This is a genomic window from Methyloceanibacter sp., assembly GCF_035650995.1.
In the GTDB taxonomy this organism is placed as follows: Bacteria; Pseudomonadota; Alphaproteobacteria; order Rhizobiales; family Methyloligellaceae; genus Methyloceanibacter.
The window spans coordinates 1-18,283 of record NZ_DASRGO010000038.1 but is presented as its reverse complement, the minus strand read 5'-3'; the positions used below and the strand labels follow the sequence as shown (position 1 = coordinate 18,283).

Genomic DNA, 18,283 nt, shown 5'->3' with positions numbered 1-18,283 from the left:
GGGGAGGACGACTATCTCGTCACCGTCATGGCGCGCGACCTCGCCGATTACGAGCGCATCCATAAAGAACAGCTTTCGCGCCTACCGGGTGTGGCACGACTGAAGTCGAGCTTCGTGCTCAGGGAGGTGACGAGCCGGCCGCTGCCCGCCTCCTGCCTGTTGCCGTAAGCGGGGCTCGGCCAATGCTTGCGCCTTTTCAGCAAGCCAGCCGTCTGCTATATTCTACACCGTCGAATTCGTCGGGGGTGCTGACGATGCCTCGCCGCTTCTCGCATCGCGATGCGCTGATTACGCCGCCCTAACGGCCGCGGCCGGACGACGCCTCCTGCCAAACCTGAGATTGCTTCGTTTGCAAGGAACCCTTCCTTCTTCGCAACGCCCTGGTGTCAGTCATGTCGCGCACGCCGCTGTTTGCCGCCGTAAAGAAAGCCCTCGTTCAAGCAGCCTATGAGGACGGCATCGTGTTTCCGCGATCGTCGGCGCTGACGCGGCGGAGCTTGTTGCGGCTCTCGGCGGCGGCGGCCGGCGCCGTCGCCTTGGCGCCGATGACCGACTGGAGCGCTTACGCCAAGAAGCCGGAGCGGCACAAGACGCCGAGGCCGAAGACGGTCGCCATTGTCGGCGGCGGCGTGGCCGGGCTGACCGCGGCCTACCGTCTGTATAAAGCGGGCGCCGCGCCGGTCGTGTTCGAGGCGAGCAACCGCTGGGGCGGCCGCATGTACACCCAGTACGATTTCTACAAGGGCATGTTCTGCGAGCTCGGCGGCGAGTTCGTCGACACCGATCATGAGGATCTCCAGCAGCTCGGCAAGGAACTCGGCGTCGAGATGCAGAACCTCACCACCGAGGGTGGCGACGACCTCTATTTCTTCAAGGGCCAATTCCACACGCCCAAGGACATGGTCGATCCGGCGAAAAAGAGCGGCGCCTTTGTCCCGATCGCCAAGCAAATCGCCAAGGACGCCGACAAGCTGACCGACAAGCACGACAACTGGACGGCCTATGCGGGCAAGCTCGATGAGATGAGCCTCAAGGACTATCTCGAACAGTTTCGCGGCAAGACCGACGACTGGGCGATCGACCTGCTCGACGTGGCCTACAACATCGAATACGGGCTCGAGACCAAGGATCAGTCGAGCCTCAACATGGTGGACTTCATCACCACCGATCTCAGCAAGCCCTTCTCGATGTTCGGCGAGAGCGACGAGATCTATCGCATCAAGGGCGGATCGTCGGCGCTGATCACGGCGCTGGTGAACGCGCTTCAGGGCAAGATCGAGATGAAGCAGGGCTTCGCGCTCACGGCGCTTGACTACAAGGATAAGCAGATCGTCATGAGCTTCGATGCGCCGGGCGGCGCCCAGCAGGTGAGCTACGATGCCGTGATTCTCGCTCTGCCGTTCACCAAGCTCCGCCAAGTCACCGGGCTGGAGAGCCTCAATCTTGGCGCCGACAAGCTGAAATGTATCCGCGAGCTCGGCTACGGCATCAGCGCTAAGGTCATGAACGGCACAACGTCGCGCGTGTGGCGCAGCCCCGACTCCGGCTTGCCTGGGCCGTCGAACGGCACGTTCTATTCCGATCTCGGTTTCCAAAATCTGTGGGAGACGAGCCGCGCCCAGCCGGGCGAGGCGGGCATTATCACCAATTTTCTCGGCGCCAAGCCGGGGCTCACCGATGCCAAGGCGGCGGTCGATGCCTTCCGCGCCGATCTTCCCAAGATGTCGCCGAAGATGGCCGACAGCCTCGATCCGAATGCGGTCACCTCGTGGTTCTGGGCAGTCTATCCCTTCACGCTCGGCAGCTACGCGAGTGCCAAAGTGGGCCAATACACTACGTTGCTGGAAGTGGCTGCCGAACCCGCTCTCGACGGGTGCCTGCAATTTGCCGGAGAACACACCAGCAGCGACTTCCTCGGTTTCATGAACGGCGGCGTGCAGAGCGGAAATCGTGCCGCCGCCGATCTGGCCAAGATGATGGCGCTGCACAAATGATTTTGATTGCGCGAAGCCGCCGCACATGCGGCGGAACGATCGCTTTCCTGTGGCGCGCGGCTGCGCGCTGGACTAACATTCCTCGTGGTTTATCGGGGGGTTGCGCGTCCTGTCCAAACCCATCATCCGAAAATCTATGGTCGCTCGCGCCTCGTTTGAGGGGACAGTCGTATCTCGTTTGAGGAGACAAAGAATGAAGCCCACGACACATGTCCTAGCAACTGCCGTCGCTCTCATTGCGCTTGGCGGTACGGCCTATGCCGAGATGCCGAAGGCCGTCGGCGAGGGCGAAGGCGAGGTCGATATCGTCGCCTGGCCCGGCTATATCGAACGCGGCGAGACCGACAAGAACTACGACTGGGTGACGGCCTTCGAGAAGGAGACGGGCTGCAAGGTCAACGTCAAGACCGCGGCCACCTCCGACGAGATGGTTACGCTGATGAACCAGGGCGGCTTCGATCTCGTCACCGCCTCAGGCGACGCCTCGCTCAGGCTGGTCGCCGGCAAGAAGGTGCAGCCGGTCAATGTCGACCTCATCCCGAGCTGGAAGACGGTCGATCCGCGTCTCCAGAATGCGCCGTGGCACACGGTCGACGGCGTACATTACGGCGTTCCCTATCAATGGGGTCCGAACGTGCTTGCCTACAACACCGATGTGTTCAAGGAGGCGCCGAAGACTTGGGGCGTCGTGTTCGTGGAGCAGACCCTTCCCGACGGCAAGAGCAACAAGGGCCGCGTGCAGGCCTATGACGGGCCGATCTACATCGCCGACGCCGCGCTCTATCTGATGAAAACGAAGCCCGAGCTCAAGATCACCAATCCCTACGAGCTCACGCCCGATCAATACAAGGAAGTGATCGCGTTGCTGCAGAAGCAGCGCGCGCTGGTCGGCCGCTATTGGCACGACGCCATGGTGCAGGTCGACGACTTCAAGAACGAAGGCGTGGTGGCGTCCTCATCTTGGCCGTATCAGGTCAACCTCCTCGAAGCCGACAAGAAGCCGGTGGCCTCGACCATCCCTGAGGAAGGGGCGACGGGCTGGGCCGATACCACCATGATGCATGCGGAGGCCAAGCACCCGAATTGCGCCTACAAATGGCTCGAACATTCGCTGAGCCCGAAGGTGCAGGGCGATGTCGCGGCGTGGTTCGGCTCGGTGCCGGCGGTGCCAGCGGCCTGCAAAGGCAACGAGCTCTTGACCGACACCGGTTGCGCCACAAACGGCTTCGACAATTTCGACAAGATCTGGTTCTGGCGCACGCCGACGGCGAAGTGCGAGGCCGAGGGCAGCTGCGTCCCGTACTCGCAATGGGCGAAGGACTACATCGCCATCCTCGGCAAGTGATGCGTCCAACAACGAGCGCGCCCCACTCCGTCGAGTGGGGCCGCTCATGCTACGGCGCGACCCATGCCGGCTGCGGTTAGATTCGTCAATGTCTCGCGCCGTTTCGGCCAGGTCAGGGCCGTAGACGGGGTCACGCTCGACATCTCCGAAGGCGAGTTCTTCGCCATGCTCGGGCCCTCCGGCTCGGGCAAGACCACGTGCTTACGTCTAATCGCGGGCTTCGAGCAGCCGAACGAGGGCCATATCGAGATCTTCGGCGAGACCGCGGAGGGCGTGCCGCCCTACAAGCGCAACGTCAACACCGTGTTCCAGGACTACGCGCTCTTCCCGCACATGACGGTGGGCGAGAACGTGGCCTACGGGCTCAGGATCAAGGGCATGCCCAAGGCCGAGCGCGAGAGAAAGGCAAAAGACGCGCTCGCCATGGTCAAGCTCAAGGGTTTCGAGCATCGCCGGCCCGGACAACTTTCCGGCGGCCAGCGTCAGCGCGTCGCTCTCGCCCGCGCGCTCGTCAACGGACCGAAGGTGCTCCTTCTCGACGAGCCGCTCGGTGCGCTCGACTTGAAGCTTCGCGAGCAGATGCAAGAGGAGCTCAAGGCGCTGCAGGAGAAGCTCGGCATCACCTTCGTGTTCGTCACCCACGACCAGGGCGAGGCGCTGTCGATGGCCGATCGCGTCGCCATCTTCAATGAAGGCAAGATTATCCAGGTCGGCACGCCTCAAGACATCTACGAGAAGCCGCGCTCGCGCTTCGTCGCCGACTTCGTCGGATCGTCCAACGTGCTGTCGCCCGAGTTCGCCGCGAGCCACGGCGGAGCGGCCAAGTGGACGAGCCTGAGGCCGGAGCGGATCGGCGTGTTCCCGCCCGACACCAAGCCGCCGCAAGGCCACGCCTCGACCGACGGCGAGATCAAAATGATCTCCTACCAGGGCTCGGTCACGCGCTTCAGCGTAGAATGCGGCAAGCTTCGCATCCACACCGAAATCCCCACCGACGAGGCGGCGAGCTTCGAGCAGGGCGACCGGGTGCGGCTGATCTGGCCCAAGTCGGCCATGGTCACCATGGAGGATGCGGCATGAGCCACGTCGCGATCAACGAGGGGGAAGGCGGCGTCCTCGACAAGATCTCCGACGTCTTCTTCACGCGGCCCAAGCTTCTGACCTTCCTGCTGCTTCTGCCCCCGCTCTTGTGGATCGGCGTGGTCTATGTCGGCTCGCTGTTCGCGCTTCTCTTGCAGAGCTTCTACTCGCTCGACGACTATTCCGGTCTCATCGTCCATGAATTCACGCTCTCGACTTATGCCCAGCTGTTCGAGACGGCCAATCTCCAGATCATCCTGCGCACGGTCATGATGTCGGCGCTGGTCACGCTCGCCGCCGCGGTGATCGCCTTCCCGATCGCCTATTACGCGGCGCGTTATGCGCGCGGCTGGACCAAGGCGCTGTTCTATCTCGCGGTGATGATGCCGTTGTGGTCGAGCTATCTCGTCAAGATCTACGCGTGGAAGCTGATCCTCGCCAAGGAAGGCATCCTCACCTGGCTCGCCAACGGCCTGCATCTTTCCTGGCTGCTGAACGGCATTCTCGCGCTCCCGACCATCGGCGGGCCGTCGCTCTCGTTCAGCTATATCGGCACGTTCCTCGTGTTCGTGTATGTCTGGCTTCCCTACATGATCCTGCCGATCCAGGCGGCGCTCGAGCGTGTGCCGGTCAACTACATCGAGGCCGCGGCCGATCTCGGCGCCCATCCGCGCCAGACCTTCTGGACGGTGATCTTTCCGCTCGCGCTGCCCGGCATCATCGCCGGCTCGATCTTCACCTTTTCGCTGACACTCGGGGACTACATCGTGCCGACCATCGTCGGCAATTCGCGGCTGATGATCGGGCAGGCGGTGTACACGCTGCAGGGCACGGCGGGCAACGTGCCGCTCGCCGCCGCCTTCACCGTCGTTCCCATGGTGATCATGGGCTTCTATTTGTGGATGGCCAAGCGCATGGGGGCGTTCGATGTCCTCTGACGCGACCCAGACCAGGCCGCTCGGCTTGGGCATCGCGGCGATCGCGGGACTCCTCTTCCTGCATCTGCCGCTCGCGCTGATCGTGCTCTACGCCTTCACCACCGAGGAGAAGAGCTTCCAGTTTCCGCCGCCCGGCTATACCACCAAATGGTTCGAGGTGGCGTGGTTCGACCGGCCGGACATCTGGCCGCCGCTCTATCTCTCGCTCGAGGTCGCGGCGATCGCCACCGTCCTCGCCCTCATCCTCGGCACGCTCGCCGCGGCCGCTTTGTCGCGCGCCAGGTTCTTCGGCCGCGAGACGATATCGCTGCTGTTCGTCCTTCCGATCGCTCTGCCCGGCATCATCACCGGCATCTCGCTCCGATCGGCCTTCGACATCATGGGGATCGACTTCTCGATCTGGACCATCGTGCTCGGACACGCCACGTTCTGCATCGTGGTGGTATACAACAACGCCATCGCGCGGTTCAGGCGGCTGTCGGGCAACCTCATCGAGGCGTCGATGGATCTCGGCGCCAACGGTTTCGAGACGTTCCGCTACGTGATCTTGCCGCAGATCGGCACCGCGCTGCTCGCCGGCGGCATGCTGGCCTTTGCCCTGTCCTTCGACGAGGTTATTGTCACGACCTTCACGGCCGGTCAGCAGGCGACGCTGCCCATCTGGATGCTGTCGGAGCTGATCCGGCCGCGGCAGCGCCCGGTGACCAATGTCGTGGCGGTCTTCGTCATCGTCGTTACGCTCGTGCCGATCCTCGCCGCGTATTATCTGACGCGCGAAGGCGAGCATATCGGCGGATCATCGAAATAGCCGGCAATTGCCCTGAGGTGGGAGGAGAGAGTCCATGCTCGATACCGATATGTTGATTGGCGGGACATTCGTCGCGGGAGACGGCGAGCCGCAGCCGGTGTTGAACGCACGTACCGGCGCCAGGATCGCCGAAGTGCCAGAGGCGAGCCAAGCCCAGGTCGACGCCGCCGTAGAGGCCGCCGACAAAGCGTTCCGCACCTGGTCGCGGACCACGCCGGCCGAGCGCGCCGGCCTCCTGCTCAAGCTCGCCGATGCCATCGACAAGGACGCCGAGGCGTTCGCCACTGTCGAGTCGCTCAATTGCGGCAAGCCGCGGCTCCGCATGCTGCAGGACGAGATGCCGATCGGCGCGGACTGCTTTCGCTACTTCGCGGGCGCGGCGCGCACCATGCATGCGCTCGCGACCGGTGAGTATCTCACCGGCTTTACCTCGATGGTCCGCCGGGACCCGATCGGCGTCGTCGGCTCGATCACGCCGTGGAACTATCCGCTGATGATGGCGATCTGGAAGCTCGCCCCGGCGCTTGCCGGCGGCAACACGATCGTGCTCAAGCCTTCGGAGATCACGCCGCTCTCGACGCTCAAGCTCGCGAAGACCATCGCCGCGATCTTCCCCGAGGGCGTCGTCAACATCGTCGCCGGCCGCGGCCCGACCGTAGGTCAGGCGCTGATCAGCCACCCCAAGGTCGCCATGGTGTCGGTGACGGGCAGCATCGCCACCGGCCAGAAGGTGATCGAGGCGGCGGCTCCCACGGTCAAGCGCACCCATCTCGAGCTCGGCGGCAAGGCGCCGGTCATCGTGTTCGACGACGCCGACATCGCCTCGGTGGTCGAGGGCATCAAGACCTTCGGCTATTACAATTCGGGGCAGGACTGCACCGCGGCCTGCCGCATGTACGTGGCGAAGAAGGTCTATGACAATCTCGTCGCCGATCTGTCGGCGGCGGTGAAGAGCATCAAGTACAACCTCGCCAACGACGACGACAACGAGATCGGGCCGCTGATCTCGGCCGCGCAGCGTGAGCGGGTGAAAGGCTTCGTCGAGCGGGCCGCGAGCCAGAAGCACGTGACCGTCACGGTGGGCGGGGAGGAGGTCGCCGGCGGCGGCTTCTACTACAAGCCGACGGTGGTCGCCAACGCGCTTCAGAGCGACGAGATCGTGCGCCGCGAGGTGTTCGGACCGGTGGTGTCGGTCACCCGCTTCGACGATCCCGAGCAGGCGATCGAATGGGCCAACGATTCGGATTACGGGCTTGCCTCCTCGGTATGGACCAAGGACGTGGCGCGCGGCATGGCAACGGCGGCCCGGTTGCGCTACGGCTGCACGTGGGTCAATACCCATTTCATCTTCTTGAACGAAATGCCGCATGGCGGATTAAAGCTGTCCGGCTACGGCAAGGACCTCTCCATGTACGCTCTTGAGGATTACACCGTCGCACGCCATGTGATGGTGAAGCTGTAGGGACAGTTCGGTTGGACGACAGACTCATGGCGGCGCTCGGAGCCGACGGGGACGCGGTCGCGCGAGCGCACGCGATCTACACGCCGACAATGCTGAGCCTGTACGACCTCGTGGTGCACGGGCTGTCGAACCATCTCGCTTGGGGCTGTCCCACGCGCCGATTGGTCGAGCTTTATCGCGACAATCTCTCCACGCATCATCTCGAAGCTGGGATCGGCACCGGTTTTTTCCTCGATCGCGTGCAAGGGCCCAAGTTCGAGCGCCTCGTCCTGCTCGATATCAACCAGAATTGTCTCGATCGGGCCGCGCGGCGGCTTGCACGCTTCGCGCCGGCTCAACGCAAGGCCAATCTGCTCGCGCCAATGTCCCCCGATCTCGAGCGCTTCGACAGCGTGGGGCTGACCTACGTGCTGCACTGCCTGCCCGGGCGCATGAGCGAGAAGCTCGCTTCGGTCGATCATCTCAAGCCGCTGATGAAACAGCAGGCGGTGCTGTTCGGAGCGACCATCCTCGGGCGCGGCATCGCGCCGAACGGAGCGGCGCGGATGTTGCTCGACCTCTATAACCGCAAAGGCGTGTTCAACAATCGCGAGGACGATTTCGAGTCCTTGTCGGAGGGTTTGCGGCGACGGTTCGGAAAGGTGGAAATCGAACGGCAAGGCTGCGTGGCCTTATTCCGCGCGCAAGGAACGGCCGTCTAGAGCTTTTTCCTCGGTCAACCGCCCGATCCCGCCTTGGGATCGTCATTAACCTGCCGTTGACCTTGCGCTTTTTCGCCTCCGTGCTCGGTTAACCCTTGGGTCAGGGTAGGGCACTACCCTGGGGCCGTGAGCGCTTGGTCGGCACGATGCGTTCGCGCACCGTGCTGGCGCGACGACGGGACCGGAGCCTTCCAATCGAGGGAACCAGTAATGCGTACGCGATTGTACCAGGCTGTGGCTTTCGCTGCCGTGCTTTCGGCCAGCGCCACGGCCTCAAGCCCAGTTCTTAGTGCCGACTTGCCCCCGCCCGCGCTTCCTCCCGTCTATGAGCAGCCGCTGCCGCCCGAGAATGTGTTCGAGGGCTGGTATCTCGGCGGGACGATCGGCGGCGCGACGGTGAGCTACGATTTTTCTCAATCGAACGGCTCGATCGACTCGAACGGCGTCCTCGGCGGCGCCATCGGCGGGTGGAGCTGGCAAAGCGGTCCGGTCGTGATCGGCATCGAAGGCGACATCCTCGGTGCCGACATCAACGGCAGCCGGCACTTCAATGCCGGCGCCAATCTCGCGAGCCCTGATATCAACACCATGGCCGATCTCAGGCTGCGCGCCGGTTACGCCATCACCCCGCGCGTTCTCGTGTTCGGCACGTTCGGCGGCGCGTGGGCCAATGCCGACCTGCCCATCACGGGTCCCGGCGGAAGCGGCGGCAGTGCCGACTTTTTCGGCTGGAGCGCAGGCGGCGGGGCCGAGGTCGCGCTCAATCCGAAGTGGAGCGCGCGTTTCGACTATCAGTTCACCGATTTCGACTCCGAGACGGTGAAATATCCGGGCGGCCCGGTGACCTACGATCCCGATGCCAGCACCTATCGCGGCTCGCTGATCTACCGGTTCTGAGAAGGACGCCTCGCCGCAGCACGTCATCGCCGGGCTTGACCCGGCAATCCAGAGCCGGGGGCGCGGTGGCTGATGCCACTGGATGCCGGGCTCGAGGCCGGCATGACGCGTCAATGCTGCACAGGCGGAACCTGGATCGCGCTCGTGCTGCAGAGCCGCTTCTGGTCCTCGTTGGGGCCGCAGGCCCGCGGGAAAAGATCGCGGCCGAAGCAGACGCGGATGTCGAGAAGGTTCGCGCCGCGGCAGCTGATCGAAATCATGTCGGGCTTGAGCCAGGGATTGGCGCCAAGGAACGCGGCCTCGATCTCGTCGGCCGACAGAGACGTCTCGGCGCCCGGCGCGCGGAAACGCTCGGGCACCGCCACGCGCTCGTAGAGCTCGCGTGAGATGGCGAAATATCGCTCGGGGTCGAGACCCGAGCAGGTTCCGTGCGTGCGGTATTCGTGGATGACAAGCCCTTTGCTCGGCATGATATCGCGCATGTTGTCGATGACGCTTTGCGGTACCCAAGTCCGCGTTCCCGTCCGACAATTCTCCGGCCAGCCCTTTTCGAATTGCGGCCAGAGTCCGTGCAGCACGAAGGCGTGCGGCGTGCCCGAGTCGCACTCGGCATCGTTGCGTAAGCGGCCTTCGGTCCGGCAGTAAGACGGCGCCCAGCCGAGAACGAGCACGTAATAGTCGAAGTCGCCGGGCTTGTTGTCGAAGGCGATTGCGCCGTGGGCCAAAACGGCGCTGAGAACGACCGCGAGGGCGACAGACGCGCGCGGCCTCGTCATCGCATCGCACCGAGCCCGGCGAGGATGCGTGCCCAGCTGCGCGCGCCCTTGGTGAAGCTCTTCAGATTGTATTTTTCGTTCGGCGCATGAATGCGGTCGTCATCGAGAGCGAAGCCGATGAGGAGCACGTCCATGCCGAGCTGCGAGCGAAACGATTCGACGATCGGGATCGAGGCGCCGCAGCCGATCATCACTGGAGGTTTGCCCCACTCGGCCTCGAGTGCGCGGGACGCCGCCCGGAATGCTGGCGCGCTCGGATCGAATCCGACGGCGGGCGATCCGCCTTCGCCCGCGTAGGTCGCGCCCGCATCGGGCGGCAGATGCTGCTCGACGAAGCGGTGCCAGGCCTCGATGATCTTGTCGGGGTCCTGGCCGGGGACGAGGCGGAAGGAGAGCTTGGCGGTCGCGCGCGAGGGGATCACTGTCTTGGTGCCGGGTCCGCCGTAGCCGCCGTGGATGCCGTTGACCTCCGCCGTCGGCCGCGCCCAGAGCTGCTCGAGGATGCCGAAACCCGTCTCGCCGGCCGGCGTGCTCAAGCCCACGCCGCCGAGGAAGGCCGCTGCATCGAAACCGAGCTTGCGCCAGGCGGCGATCTCGCTGGCTGGCGGCTGGCGGATGCCGTCGTAGAACCCGGGGATGGCGACGCGACCGTCTTTGTCGTGCAACGCGGCGAGGATGGTCGCGAGCGCGTGCAGAGGATTGCGGGCGGGGCCGCCATAGAGGCCGGAGTGAAGATCGCGCGAGGGCCCGGTGATGGTGATCTCGGAAAAAGCAAGCCCGCGCAGAAATGCGGTGATGGCGGGCGTTGCCTCGTCCCATTGTCCGGTGTCGCAGACGAGCGCGAAGTCGGCGGCGAGTTCGTCGGCGTGGGCGGCGAGGAACGGGGCGAGGCTCGGGCTTCCCGATTCCTCCTCGCCCTCCATGAGCACGCTGACATCGACCGGCAATGAACCATGCTCGGCGAGCCAGGCGCGGGCCGCCTCGATGAAGGTCATCACCTGACCCTTGTCGTCGGAGGCGCCGCGGGCGACGATCATTGCGCCGTGCCGCGCGTCTTCGACGAGGCGAGGGGAGAAGGGCGGATGGTCCCATTCGTCGAGCGGGTCTGCCGGCTGGACGTCGTAATGCCCGTAGAACAGAACGCGCCGGCGCTTATCGCCTTCCTCTTTCGCGCGCCAATGCGCCACCACCATCGGCTTGCCGAGCGTGGGCTCGACGCGCGCATCGAACCCGATCTCGCGCAGAGAGTCCGCGCACCATTCGGCGGCGGCGACGCAACTGTCATGATAGGCGGGATCGGTCGAGATGCTTGGAATGGCGAGGAAATGGAACAGCCTTTCGAGCGCGGCGGCCTCCTCCTCGGCGAGGCGGTCCAGCGTGCGCTGAAGCAGTCGCGTCTCGGTTTGCGGGGAGTCGATCGTCATGACCCGGCGCCTTGTCGGTGGGGGCCTAAGCCATGCGCGCCACAGAAATCAGATGGCCGACAACGGCGTCTCGCGACGCCGCTATCGGGCCGGATAACATCGTGAGTCGAATTGCGGGGAGAGCTATTCGCCGAGCTGCACGTTGATGGCTTGGGGACCCTTGCCACGGCGATCCGGCTCGGTTTCGAACGATACGCGTGCACCTTCGTCGAGCGCCGGCAAGCCCGAGCGCTGCAAGGCCGAGATGTGCAGAAACACGTCCTTGCCACCATCGTCCGGCGTAATAAAGCCGAACCCCCGCGAGTGATTGAAGAACTTGACCGTTCCGGTCTGACGCATGGGACGCTCCTTTCCCCCTTCCAATTGTCCGCGTGCAAAACGCACGCGAAAGTTCAGGCCAGTCTAGAAATCGGGGAAAGAAATCGCGCCGTCTCTCAACGAGCGCACGCGGCCAATTCTCCACCCGGGTTCGCAGTCTGCCCGCAAAACGCCTCACTGTATGAGCGCAAACGGGCCAAGCGCAAGACCCATGTGGCTCGCGTTTGGGCCACAATCGTGCGCCGCACCATCCCTAATTCGGGTAGGGATCCTGGGTCACTCCGCCGTTCAGAGGTTCAGGCGGAAAATCAAATCCAGGGCCGAAGTCCTTGGGAGCAGGGGGCATCTTTGGCGGCCCCCAGATATCGCTCAACGTCATCGAATAGCCGCCCACGCCGCGCGGGACTGCGACGGCGGGACCGGCGGCCGCCGGCGGGGCGCTGGCGCCGCCGTTCTGCGGTTCAGCACTCACCGTGCCGGCCATGAGGGACATGGCAGCGGCAGCGAAGACGCCGGTTGCCGTCAGAAGTTTGCGAAGGGCGGAGAGCATGAGGTTCACCTGACATTCCGGCTGCGGGGCGGGATGATTCGAATCATCCCTCGGGTCACCCCCCTCACTCTGACCGGAGCAGGTTACGATTATGTCACCCGCGCCTTCGCAAAGACTCGATTGGCGTTCCGTCAGCCGCAGACTTTAGCCGAACTCTTGCAAACCACAAGGCCGCCCTTCTTGGCGCAGGTGGTTGTAGCCTTGCCTTCCTTCACCACCTTGTCTTTGTTCTTATGCGCCCAGTGGTTGACGACGTGCTTGAGGTGCTTGAGCGACCGGTCGGTGGCCTTGGCCTGATCCAAGCCGCGACCCTTGCCCGTGGCGACGACGCAAGATGCGGCTTCGACCGGCTGAGAGGCGAGCGTGTAGGCGCCGAGCGCCGCAAGAGCGGCTCCAGCAATCAGGATTTTCTTGAGCATGATGATCCCCCTGTCGAGTGGTGGCTTCCAATTTTCGCCGGGCGGACTATGCGAGTTCCGCCAAGTTCTGCCTAGCGCTTCCATGCAGCGCGGCAAGGTTACCCGCTGATGACGGATTCTTGTTTTGCAACGATTTCCGTGGCTTGCCTCGGGGGGCTCAGGATGCGCGGTTGTGACGCAACCCGTCACGGCCTGCGGGGAGCCGGCGGATGCGAGTCTGAAACCAAGGGGACCGCTCCCTGCGGGAGCGGTCCTCCGGAAATAGCGGCTTCAGCCGCGAACGTTCGGCTGCAAGGTCCAGATTTTGAGAACCTAGAGGGAGGCGGTCACGACGCCGGTTGCATGAAACCGGGAACGCTCGCGAAGACCGCGTAAGGATGGCCCTTGGCCATCGCCCGCCCGCGCGCAGAGCCGTGCGCGGTGCCGGACGTATAGGAATAAGACACGGCGACATGGCTTGAGCGGGCGCTTCGAGCCGCAATCCGCGCCATCTTCTTCGTGTAACGCGGCGGTTCCCATGCGACCGCGATCCGGCCTTGAGAGCTGTGGCCGACGGTCTGGCGCTTGGTCTTGATGGAGGCGGCGGCGACTTTTGTCTTGCTCCTGTCAGGAGAGAGAGCCGCGACGGCCGTCGCCTTCGCAGTCTTGGTATGGCGGCCCTTGGCCTCGAGCCGCGCCGTGGTGACGGCTTTGAGAGCGGCATGCGGGGCAGTATCGGCGCTCGCCTGAGCGGCAAGCTCGACGCCCTTCTTCGCCTTGAGCGTGGCCTCGCCGAGGGCGGCAAGCGCGCTTCCGCCGTCAGGCACGGTGGTTGTGATCCTCACTTGCGCGGTACCTGTGCCGAGCATGCCGATGCTCTGGGCGGCGGCCTTGGAGAGATCGATAATGCGTCCGCCAACGAACGGCCCGCGGTCGTTGATGCGTACCACCACCGAACGGCCGTTGGTGAGATTTTCGACCAGTACTCTTGTCCCGAAGGGCAGAGAGCGGTGCGCGGCGGTAAGCTCGTTCGGATCCATCCGCTCGCCGCTCGCCGTGATATTGGCGGGCAGCGAGTACCAGGAGGCATGGCCGAGCTGGTCGGCCTTGGCGATATCGATAGGTAGCAGCGCAGCTGTGCCGAGAAGCCCCACGCTAATCATCTTGGCTCGCATCTTCATGCGTTAGTGCTCCTTATTCGATTGTTTGGGAGGGTTAGAAAGCCGACGACGAGTCAAGCCGGCCGCACTCGTTGGTGCAGTGCGGTAAGCTACGGGGCAAGTTGGCGAAAAATGGGCTTGGCAAGGGTCATTGAGGGGCAATGTCGGGGCGATGGGCGTTTTTCTCTTGTTAAGGTTGACCGCGGAGGATGGAAACAAGCCATTTTTCGCTATTTCGCATCAGCGAAAAGAGCCCGAGCAATTCTACTGCATAGCAGCAAGAACAAGTGGGTCGATCCCAGGCGCACCTCCTGAACGCGACTTGCACTCCGCTTAGCCAGTACATGGGCAACTCAAGTCGCCTCATATCTTGTTCGCCACGCAAAGCTGCCCAATCCTTTGTCAAAGCGCGCCCAATCCTTGCCCTTTTCATCGATTATTGTCAGAGTGACGCTTAGGGAGAATCGCGAGAAACGTGCAAGAAAGGACTTTGGGACCGACTGCGATGACGCAGCAGAGAAAGAAGGCTCAGGAGCCGCAAGAGAGTCAGCAACTCTCGGCGGGCGAATTCAGCGGGCGTGAGCCCATGACCGGGGCGCAAGCCGCCTACCTCCAGTCGCTTGCCAACGAGGCGCGCGAGCCCGGGGCCTTCAAGCAAGGCCTGACCCGGCGCGAGGCCTCGCGGCGCATCGAGGCGCTCGCCGAGCGCCTAAGGCTCGGCGACCTGCCGCCCCATACCGACTAGGCTTGACCCGGCAGGCGCCCGAGCGAACTTGAGGGCAGGGCGCGCGTTAGGTTGGCCATGGAAAAGCCGCAGGCGGCGCGCTTCCTCGTGGTCGGGTCAGTTCTCATCGGCCTCGGCGTCCTGCCGATCGGCGTGGCATCGGGCACGGCGATGGCTCTTTCGATCACCTCCAAAGCCTTCAGCCAGGGCGGCAAGATCCCATCGCGCTACACGTGCGAGGGCGACGACGTCTCGCCGCCGCTCGCCTTCACCGGCGTTCCCGAGGGCACGAAATCGCTCGCGCTTGTCATCGACGATCCCGACGCTCCGGACCCAAAGGCGCCGAGGGTCGTGTGGGTGCATTGGGTCGTCGTCAACCTTCCGCCCGAAACGTCGGAGCTCGCCGAGGACGCATCGGGGCATGGGTTGCCGGGGAGCGCCGTCCAGGGGCTCAACGACTGGAAGCACGCGACCTATAACGGGCCTTGCCCGCCGATCGGCCGGCACCGCTATTTCCACAAGCTCTACGCGCTCGACGTGGCGCTTTCGGCAAAGCCGCTCAGCAAGGCTGCCCTCGAGGCGGCGATGGAGGGGCATGTGCTCGCCAAGGCCGAGCTTATGGCCACCTATCAGAAGGGCGATCCGTAAGCCCGGCACTCATGGACGACATTCTCCCGCTCATCGCGCTCGGGATCACCTTTCTTGCGGTCTACGGGGCGCAGGTGCTTGCCGCGCGCAAGGGCCGCTCGCGGCTGGGGTGGATGTGGACGGCTGCCTTACTTGGGCCAATTCCTCTCCTCATCTTGCTCATCCTGCCCTCGAAGCTTTCCTTCGAGACCGAATCAAAGTCTTGAGTCCAAAACTCATGCTCCTCCCCTTGACTGACCACCGTCCATCGGCACAGTGAGGCCATGCGCAAACCCTCCCTCCTCGCCTTCTTCTCCGCCTCGACCTCAGCCGTTACTTCCGTTCTCAGCCTCGCCGCCGCGATGATCTTGGCGGCGGGCGCCGCCGCGCCTATTGCCTACGCCGCGGGCTGTGCGAGTCCCTCGACCTTTCCGGCCTGGCTCGCAAGCTTCAAGAAGGAGGCGATCGCGCAAGGCATCTCACCGCAAGTCGCCTCCGAAGCGCTCGACGGGCTTACCTACGATCCCTCCGTCATCGCCAAGGATCGCGGCCAGGCGGTGTTCGCGCAGAGCTTCCTCCAGTTCTCGGGCCGCATGGTCAACAGCAACCGCCTGAGCGTGGGCTCATCCCTGCTCAAGAAGAACGCGGCGACCTTCGCCGCAATTCAGCAGAAGTACGGCGTGCCGGGCCCGGTGCTCGTCGGCTTCTGGGGGCTCGAGACCGATTTCGGCAAGGTGATGGGCAACATGGAGACGCTGCGCTCGCTCGCCACGCTTGCCTTCGATTGCCGGCGCCCCGACGAGTTCCGCGAGCAGCTGATGGCCGCGCTCAAAGTCATCCAGCGCGGCGACCTGACGCCAGCGCAGATGCGCGGGCCGTGGGCGGGAGAGGTCGGCCAATTCCAGTTCGTGCCGAAAGTCTATTACCAATACGCCGTCGACTTCGACGGCGACGGCACGCGCAACCTGATCAGCAACACCGCGGACGCGCTCGCCTCGGCCGCCAACTATCTCGACGGGCTCGGCTGGCAGCCCAATCAGCCATGGCTCGAAGAGGTGCGCGTCCCCGACGAGCTTCCCTGGGACCAGGCCGACGTCACCATCAAGAAGCCGCGCGCCTTCTGGGCGCAGCACGGCGTGACCTATCCGAGCGGCAAGCCGATCCCGGCCGACAACGTTCAGGTCGGCCTGCATCTGCCGATGGGGCGGAACGGGCCCGCCTTCCTCACCTATCCCAATTTCGACGTTTATCTCGAGTGGAACAAAAGCCTCGTCTACTCGACCACCGCGGCCTATTACGCGACGCGGCTCGCGGGCGCGCCGCCGCTCAGCCAAGGCAACGGGCCAATCGAGACCTTGAGCTTGCCGGAGATGAAGGAGCTGCAACAGATCCTCATGAAGCGCGGCTTCGACGTGGGCAAGATCGACGGCGTGATCGGCGCCTCGACGCGCGACGCCGTGCGCGCGATGCAGATCAAATACGGGCTCCCCGCCGACGGCTATCCCACGCCCGAACTCTTGGATCGCTTGCGCAGCGGTTAGGGGTCGGAAACCTCGCTGCGAAATTGGCTCCGCCTCCCGCACAAAAGCTCTGGCTATTCGAGTTCGGAAGGCGCACAGTTTGGCCATTACCGGCACATCGTGACGGCAGGCCGGCGGTGCAGACACCGCGCGCATGCGTTTCGGTGCGTGAAGTTCGCCAGTGGCGAGTGCCCCGACTCCCAAGAGCCGTTCACTCGGCTCTCACCAACCCGGGCAGGTCCAGCTGACGCTATCGAGGCCGATACCCTGCTCGCGGAGCAAGGAAGGAAATTCCCCTTGTCTGATACACCTACACCGCTTGGCTGGAAGCCCATGGAAGAGGCGCCGGCCGGCGCCGATCTTTGCCTCTGCATCGAGGACGGATTCGGTCTCTACCGGCTTCCCTTCCCCTGTCGCAGGAAGGGCCGGCGCTGGATCAACGCTCTACGCAACGTTCCCCTCGATATTGCGCCGATGGGTTGGATCGAATGGGGCAAGAGGCAAAACCGTCGGACGCGCTGATCGCGATGTCAGAGGTGATGTCGAGAGCCGAGGTATCGTGCCGTCTGGGTCGGGTGCCGCCGGAATGGAAACCATCGAATTTTCCGACTCGCCATGAACCCGGTAAAGGCGCACACTCGATAAATCGCCGGTAACAGCGACAACAGGCGCCGGCGGCTGAGAGCATCAAGACTCCCGCCTGCAAAAGCGAGGAGGGGTACGATGATCTCTCCATCCCCCCGATTTTATCGTTATGACGCCAAGACGCTTGCGGCATTGGATCAGGCGTTCGACGCCAGTTGGACCGTGCTGCAGACGCGTGATCCCTTCCGCGATTTCGAGCGGGACCATGAACTCAGAGCCGCCCTCAGCCGGAAGCTCACCGCGCTTGCCGCGGACGGCGTCACCGACCCCATTGAGCTTCGGGAATGGGCTCTCGAGGGCCTCCTGCTGAGTTAAGCCATTTGCTGAGGTAAAAACGAGTCCGTCGTTCGATCGATGCGTCCGTTGCGGGAACGTTTGCGCCGTCGTGCAGACCCTCGCAAGATTGCGCTTGTAAAGAATCCCTTTCGCGCTTATGTGAGTGGCATCGACTTTTGGCCGGACCACATGGCCGTTTCGCCTTTGCTGATTGCGGGCGCGCTCTCGGAACCTCCAAACATCGACAAACAACGCTCGCCGCAGCGCGGCTGCGCGGGCGCGAACGCAACTGCACTGACAGCGAAAGGCTAATCTCATGATTCAGGGCAAAGTTAAATTCTACAACGAGCAGAGAGGCTTCGGCTTCATCGAGCCTGCTGACGGCGGCAAGGACGTATTTGTCCACGCGACCGCGCTTGAGCGCGCGGGCATCAGCCGGCTGGTCGAGGGCCAGAACGTCTCCTTCGACACCGAACTCGATAAGCGCAGCGGCAAGACCGCCGTGAGCACCATCGAGCTCGCCTAGTCCCAATCGGACGATACAAGTCTAGACGAATTGAAAGCCGTCCCCTTAACCGGGGGCGGCTTGTTGGCGTCTGGGCTTGATCGACATCAAGGCCCAACTGACCCCGCCCGGCTC

At 63.8% G+C, this 18,283-nt stretch carries 22 protein-coding genes; 16 read left to right on the top strand and 6 right to left on the bottom strand.

The features are described from left to right. The 9 genes from VFB18_RS03330 to VFB18_RS03290 form a co-directional block, all read left to right on the top strand. Positions 1–168: Lrp/AsnC ligand binding domain-containing protein (locus VFB18_RS03330; RefSeq protein WP_324971007.1), on the top strand; the 168-nt coding region annotated here is incomplete at its 5' end. Between the two features lie 224 nt (positions 169–392). Further along, complete coding sequence (locus VFB18_RS03325; protein ID WP_324971005.1) at positions 393–1,994, top strand: NAD(P)/FAD-dependent oxidoreductase; 1,602 nt, start codon at positions 393–395, stop codon at positions 1,992–1,994. Between the two features lie 193 nt (positions 1,995–2,187). Beyond that, positions 2,188–3,339, top strand: a complete 1,152-nt coding sequence (locus VFB18_RS03320; protein ID WP_324971003.1) for an ABC transporter substrate-binding protein — start codon at positions 2,188–2,190, stop codon at positions 3,337–3,339. A gap of 63 nt (positions 3,340–3,402) precedes the next feature. Beyond that, positions 3,403–4,419: an ABC transporter ATP-binding protein gene (locus VFB18_RS03315; RefSeq protein WP_324971001.1), complete on the top strand. Its 1,017-nt coding sequence runs from the start codon at positions 3,403–3,405 to the stop codon at positions 4,417–4,419. Beyond that, positions 4,416–5,357, top strand: a complete 942-nt coding sequence (locus tag VFB18_RS03310; protein WP_324970999.1) for an ABC transporter permease — start codon at positions 4,416–4,418, stop codon at positions 5,355–5,357. The genes VFB18_RS03315 and VFB18_RS03310 overlap by 4 nt, the downstream gene beginning before the upstream one ends. After that, positions 5,347–6,165, top strand: a complete 819-nt coding sequence (locus VFB18_RS03305) for an ABC transporter permease (RefSeq protein WP_324970997.1) — start codon at positions 5,347–5,349, stop codon at positions 6,163–6,165. The genes VFB18_RS03310 and VFB18_RS03305 overlap by 11 nt, the downstream gene beginning before the upstream one ends. 34 nt (positions 6,166–6,199) lie before the next feature. Then, complete coding sequence (locus VFB18_RS03300) at positions 6,200–7,627, top strand: gamma-aminobutyraldehyde dehydrogenase (protein WP_324970995.1); 1,428 nt, start codon at positions 6,200–6,202, stop codon at positions 7,625–7,627. 11 nt (positions 7,628–7,638) lie between these two features. Further along, the gene (locus tag VFB18_RS03295) at positions 7,639–8,328 is read left to right on the top strand and encodes a methyltransferase (RefSeq protein ID WP_324970993.1); all 690 of its coding nucleotides are present in this window, start codon (positions 7,639–7,641) and stop codon (positions 8,326–8,328) included. A gap of 210 nt (positions 8,329–8,538) precedes the next feature. Then, positions 8,539–9,225: an outer membrane protein gene (locus tag VFB18_RS03290; protein ID WP_324970991.1), complete on the top strand. Its 687-nt coding sequence runs from the start codon at positions 8,539–8,541 to the stop codon at positions 9,223–9,225. Between the two features lie 110 nt (positions 9,226–9,335). Here VFB18_RS03290 and VFB18_RS03285 read toward each other — a convergent pair whose 3' ends face one another. From VFB18_RS03285 to VFB18_RS03260, 6 genes are all read right to left on the bottom strand, one after another. After that, a complete protein-coding gene (locus VFB18_RS03285; RefSeq protein ID WP_324970989.1) occupies positions 9,336–10,001 on the bottom strand; it encodes a ribonuclease T2 family protein in 666 nt (221 codons plus the stop codon). After that, a complete protein-coding gene (locus VFB18_RS03280; protein WP_324970987.1) occupies positions 9,998–11,425 on the bottom strand; it encodes a M20/M25/M40 family metallo-hydrolase in 1,428 nt (475 codons plus the stop codon). Before VFB18_RS03280 ends, VFB18_RS03285 begins: the two co-directional genes overlap by 4 nt. 123 nt (positions 11,426–11,548) lie before the next feature. Then, positions 11,549–11,764, bottom strand: a complete 216-nt coding sequence (locus VFB18_RS03275) for a cold-shock protein (RefSeq protein WP_324970985.1) — start codon at positions 11,762–11,764, stop codon at positions 11,549–11,551. 232 nt (positions 11,765–11,996) lie between these two features. After that, on the bottom strand, positions 11,997–12,293 hold the full coding sequence (locus VFB18_RS03270) for a hypothetical protein (protein ID WP_324970983.1): 297 nt from the start codon (positions 12,291–12,293) through the stop codon (positions 11,997–11,999). 131 nt (positions 12,294–12,424) lie between these two features. Further along, on the bottom strand, positions 12,425–12,712 hold the full coding sequence (locus VFB18_RS03265; RefSeq protein WP_324970981.1) for a hypothetical protein: 288 nt from the start codon (positions 12,710–12,712) through the stop codon (positions 12,425–12,427). Positions 12,713–13,038: 326 nt separating this feature from the next. Continuing rightward, positions 13,039–13,872, bottom strand: a complete 834-nt coding sequence (locus VFB18_RS03260) for a septal ring lytic transglycosylase RlpA family protein (protein WP_324970979.1) — start codon at positions 13,870–13,872, stop codon at positions 13,039–13,041. Between the two features lie 484 nt (positions 13,873–14,356). On the opposite strand from VFB18_RS03260, the gene VFB18_RS03255 reads away from it, so the two are divergent. The 7 genes from VFB18_RS03255 (at position 14,357) to VFB18_RS03225 (ending at position 18,169) form a co-directional block, all read left to right on the top strand. Further along, the gene (locus VFB18_RS03255) at positions 14,357–14,596 is read left to right on the top strand and encodes a DUF3072 domain-containing protein (RefSeq protein WP_324970977.1); all 240 of its coding nucleotides are present in this window, start codon (positions 14,357–14,359) and stop codon (positions 14,594–14,596) included. A gap of 57 nt (positions 14,597–14,653) precedes the next feature. Further along, positions 14,654–15,223: a YbhB/YbcL family Raf kinase inhibitor-like protein gene (locus VFB18_RS03250; RefSeq protein ID WP_324970975.1), complete on the top strand. Its 570-nt coding sequence runs from the start codon at positions 14,654–14,656 to the stop codon at positions 15,221–15,223. Between the two features lie 11 nt (positions 15,224–15,234). Next, complete coding sequence (locus tag VFB18_RS03245; protein WP_324970973.1) at positions 15,235–15,429, top strand: hypothetical protein; 195 nt, start codon at positions 15,235–15,237, stop codon at positions 15,427–15,429. Positions 15,430–15,486: 57 nt separating this feature from the next. After that, positions 15,487–16,743, top strand: coding sequence for a lytic murein transglycosylase (locus tag VFB18_RS03240; protein WP_324970971.1), 1,257 nt, complete (start codon positions 15,487–15,489; stop codon positions 16,741–16,743). Between the two features lie 276 nt (positions 16,744–17,019). Beyond that, a complete protein-coding gene (locus VFB18_RS03235) occupies positions 17,020–17,244 on the top strand; it encodes a hypothetical protein (protein WP_324970969.1) in 225 nt (74 codons plus the stop codon). Between the two features lie 201 nt (positions 17,245–17,445). After that, positions 17,446–17,682, top strand: a complete 237-nt coding sequence (locus VFB18_RS03230) for a hypothetical protein (RefSeq protein ID WP_324970967.1) — start codon at positions 17,446–17,448, stop codon at positions 17,680–17,682. 277 nt (positions 17,683–17,959) lie between these two features. After that, positions 17,960–18,169 carry a cold-shock protein gene (locus VFB18_RS03225; RefSeq protein WP_324970965.1) on the top strand — a complete coding sequence of 70 codons (210 nt, stop codon included), beginning with the start codon at positions 17,960–17,962 and terminating at the stop codon, positions 18,167–18,169. Positions 18,170–18,283 lie beyond the last annotated feature (114 nt).

Excerpts from the sequence above, each read along its gene's own strand:
- VFB18_RS03260 (WP_324970979.1), bottom strand. The coding sequence starts at position 13,872 with ATGAAGATGCGAGCCAAGATGATTAGCGTGGGGCTTCTCGGCACAGCT.
- VFB18_RS03225 (WP_324970965.1), top strand. The coding sequence starts at position 17,960 with ATGATTCAGGGCAAAGTTAAATTCTACAACGAGCAGAGAGGCTTCGGC.
- VFB18_RS03325 (WP_324971005.1), top strand. The coding sequence starts at position 393 with ATGTCGCGCACGCCGCTGTTTGCCGCCGTAAAGAAAGCCCTCGTTCAA.
- VFB18_RS03285 (WP_324970989.1), bottom strand. The coding sequence starts at position 10,001 with ATGACGAGGCCGCGCGCGTCTGTCGCCCTCGCGGTCGTTCTCAGCGCC.
- VFB18_RS03275 (WP_324970985.1), bottom strand. The coding sequence starts at position 11,764 with ATGCGTCAGACCGGAACGGTCAAGTTCTTCAATCACTCGCGGGGGTTC.
- VFB18_RS03230 (WP_324970967.1), top strand. The coding sequence starts at position 17,446 with ATGATCTCTCCATCCCCCCGATTTTATCGTTATGACGCCAAGACGCTT.
- VFB18_RS03320 (WP_324971003.1), top strand. The coding sequence starts at position 2,188 with ATGAAGCCCACGACACATGTCCTAGCAACTGCCGTCGCTCTCATTGCG.
- VFB18_RS03310 (WP_324970999.1), top strand. The coding sequence starts at position 4,416 with ATGAGCCACGTCGCGATCAACGAGGGGGAAGGCGGCGTCCTCGACAAG.
- VFB18_RS03280 (WP_324970987.1), bottom strand. The coding sequence starts at position 11,425 with ATGACGATCGACTCCCCGCAAACCGAGACGCGACTGCTTCAGCGCACG.
- VFB18_RS03315 (WP_324971001.1), top strand. The coding sequence starts at position 3,403 with ATGCCGGCTGCGGTTAGATTCGTCAATGTCTCGCGCCGTTTCGGCCAG.
- VFB18_RS03250 (WP_324970975.1), top strand. The coding sequence starts at position 14,654 with ATGGAAAAGCCGCAGGCGGCGCGCTTCCTCGTGGTCGGGTCAGTTCTC.
- VFB18_RS03265 (WP_324970981.1), bottom strand. The coding sequence starts at position 12,712 with ATGCTCAAGAAAATCCTGATTGCTGGAGCCGCTCTTGCGGCGCTCGGC.
- VFB18_RS03290 (WP_324970991.1), top strand. The coding sequence starts at position 8,539 with ATGCGTACGCGATTGTACCAGGCTGTGGCTTTCGCTGCCGTGCTTTCG.
- VFB18_RS03305 (WP_324970997.1), top strand. The coding sequence starts at position 5,347 with ATGTCCTCTGACGCGACCCAGACCAGGCCGCTCGGCTTGGGCATCGCG.
- VFB18_RS03255 (WP_324970977.1), top strand. The coding sequence starts at position 14,357 with ATGACGCAGCAGAGAAAGAAGGCTCAGGAGCCGCAAGAGAGTCAGCAA.
- VFB18_RS03240 (WP_324970971.1), top strand. The coding sequence starts at position 15,487 with ATGCGCAAACCCTCCCTCCTCGCCTTCTTCTCCGCCTCGACCTCAGCC.
- VFB18_RS03270 (WP_324970983.1), bottom strand. The coding sequence starts at position 12,293 with ATGCTCTCCGCCCTTCGCAAACTTCTGACGGCAACCGGCGTCTTCGCT.
- VFB18_RS03245 (WP_324970973.1), top strand. The coding sequence starts at position 15,235 with ATGGACGACATTCTCCCGCTCATCGCGCTCGGGATCACCTTTCTTGCG.
- VFB18_RS03300 (WP_324970995.1), top strand. The coding sequence starts at position 6,200 with ATGCTCGATACCGATATGTTGATTGGCGGGACATTCGTCGCGGGAGAC.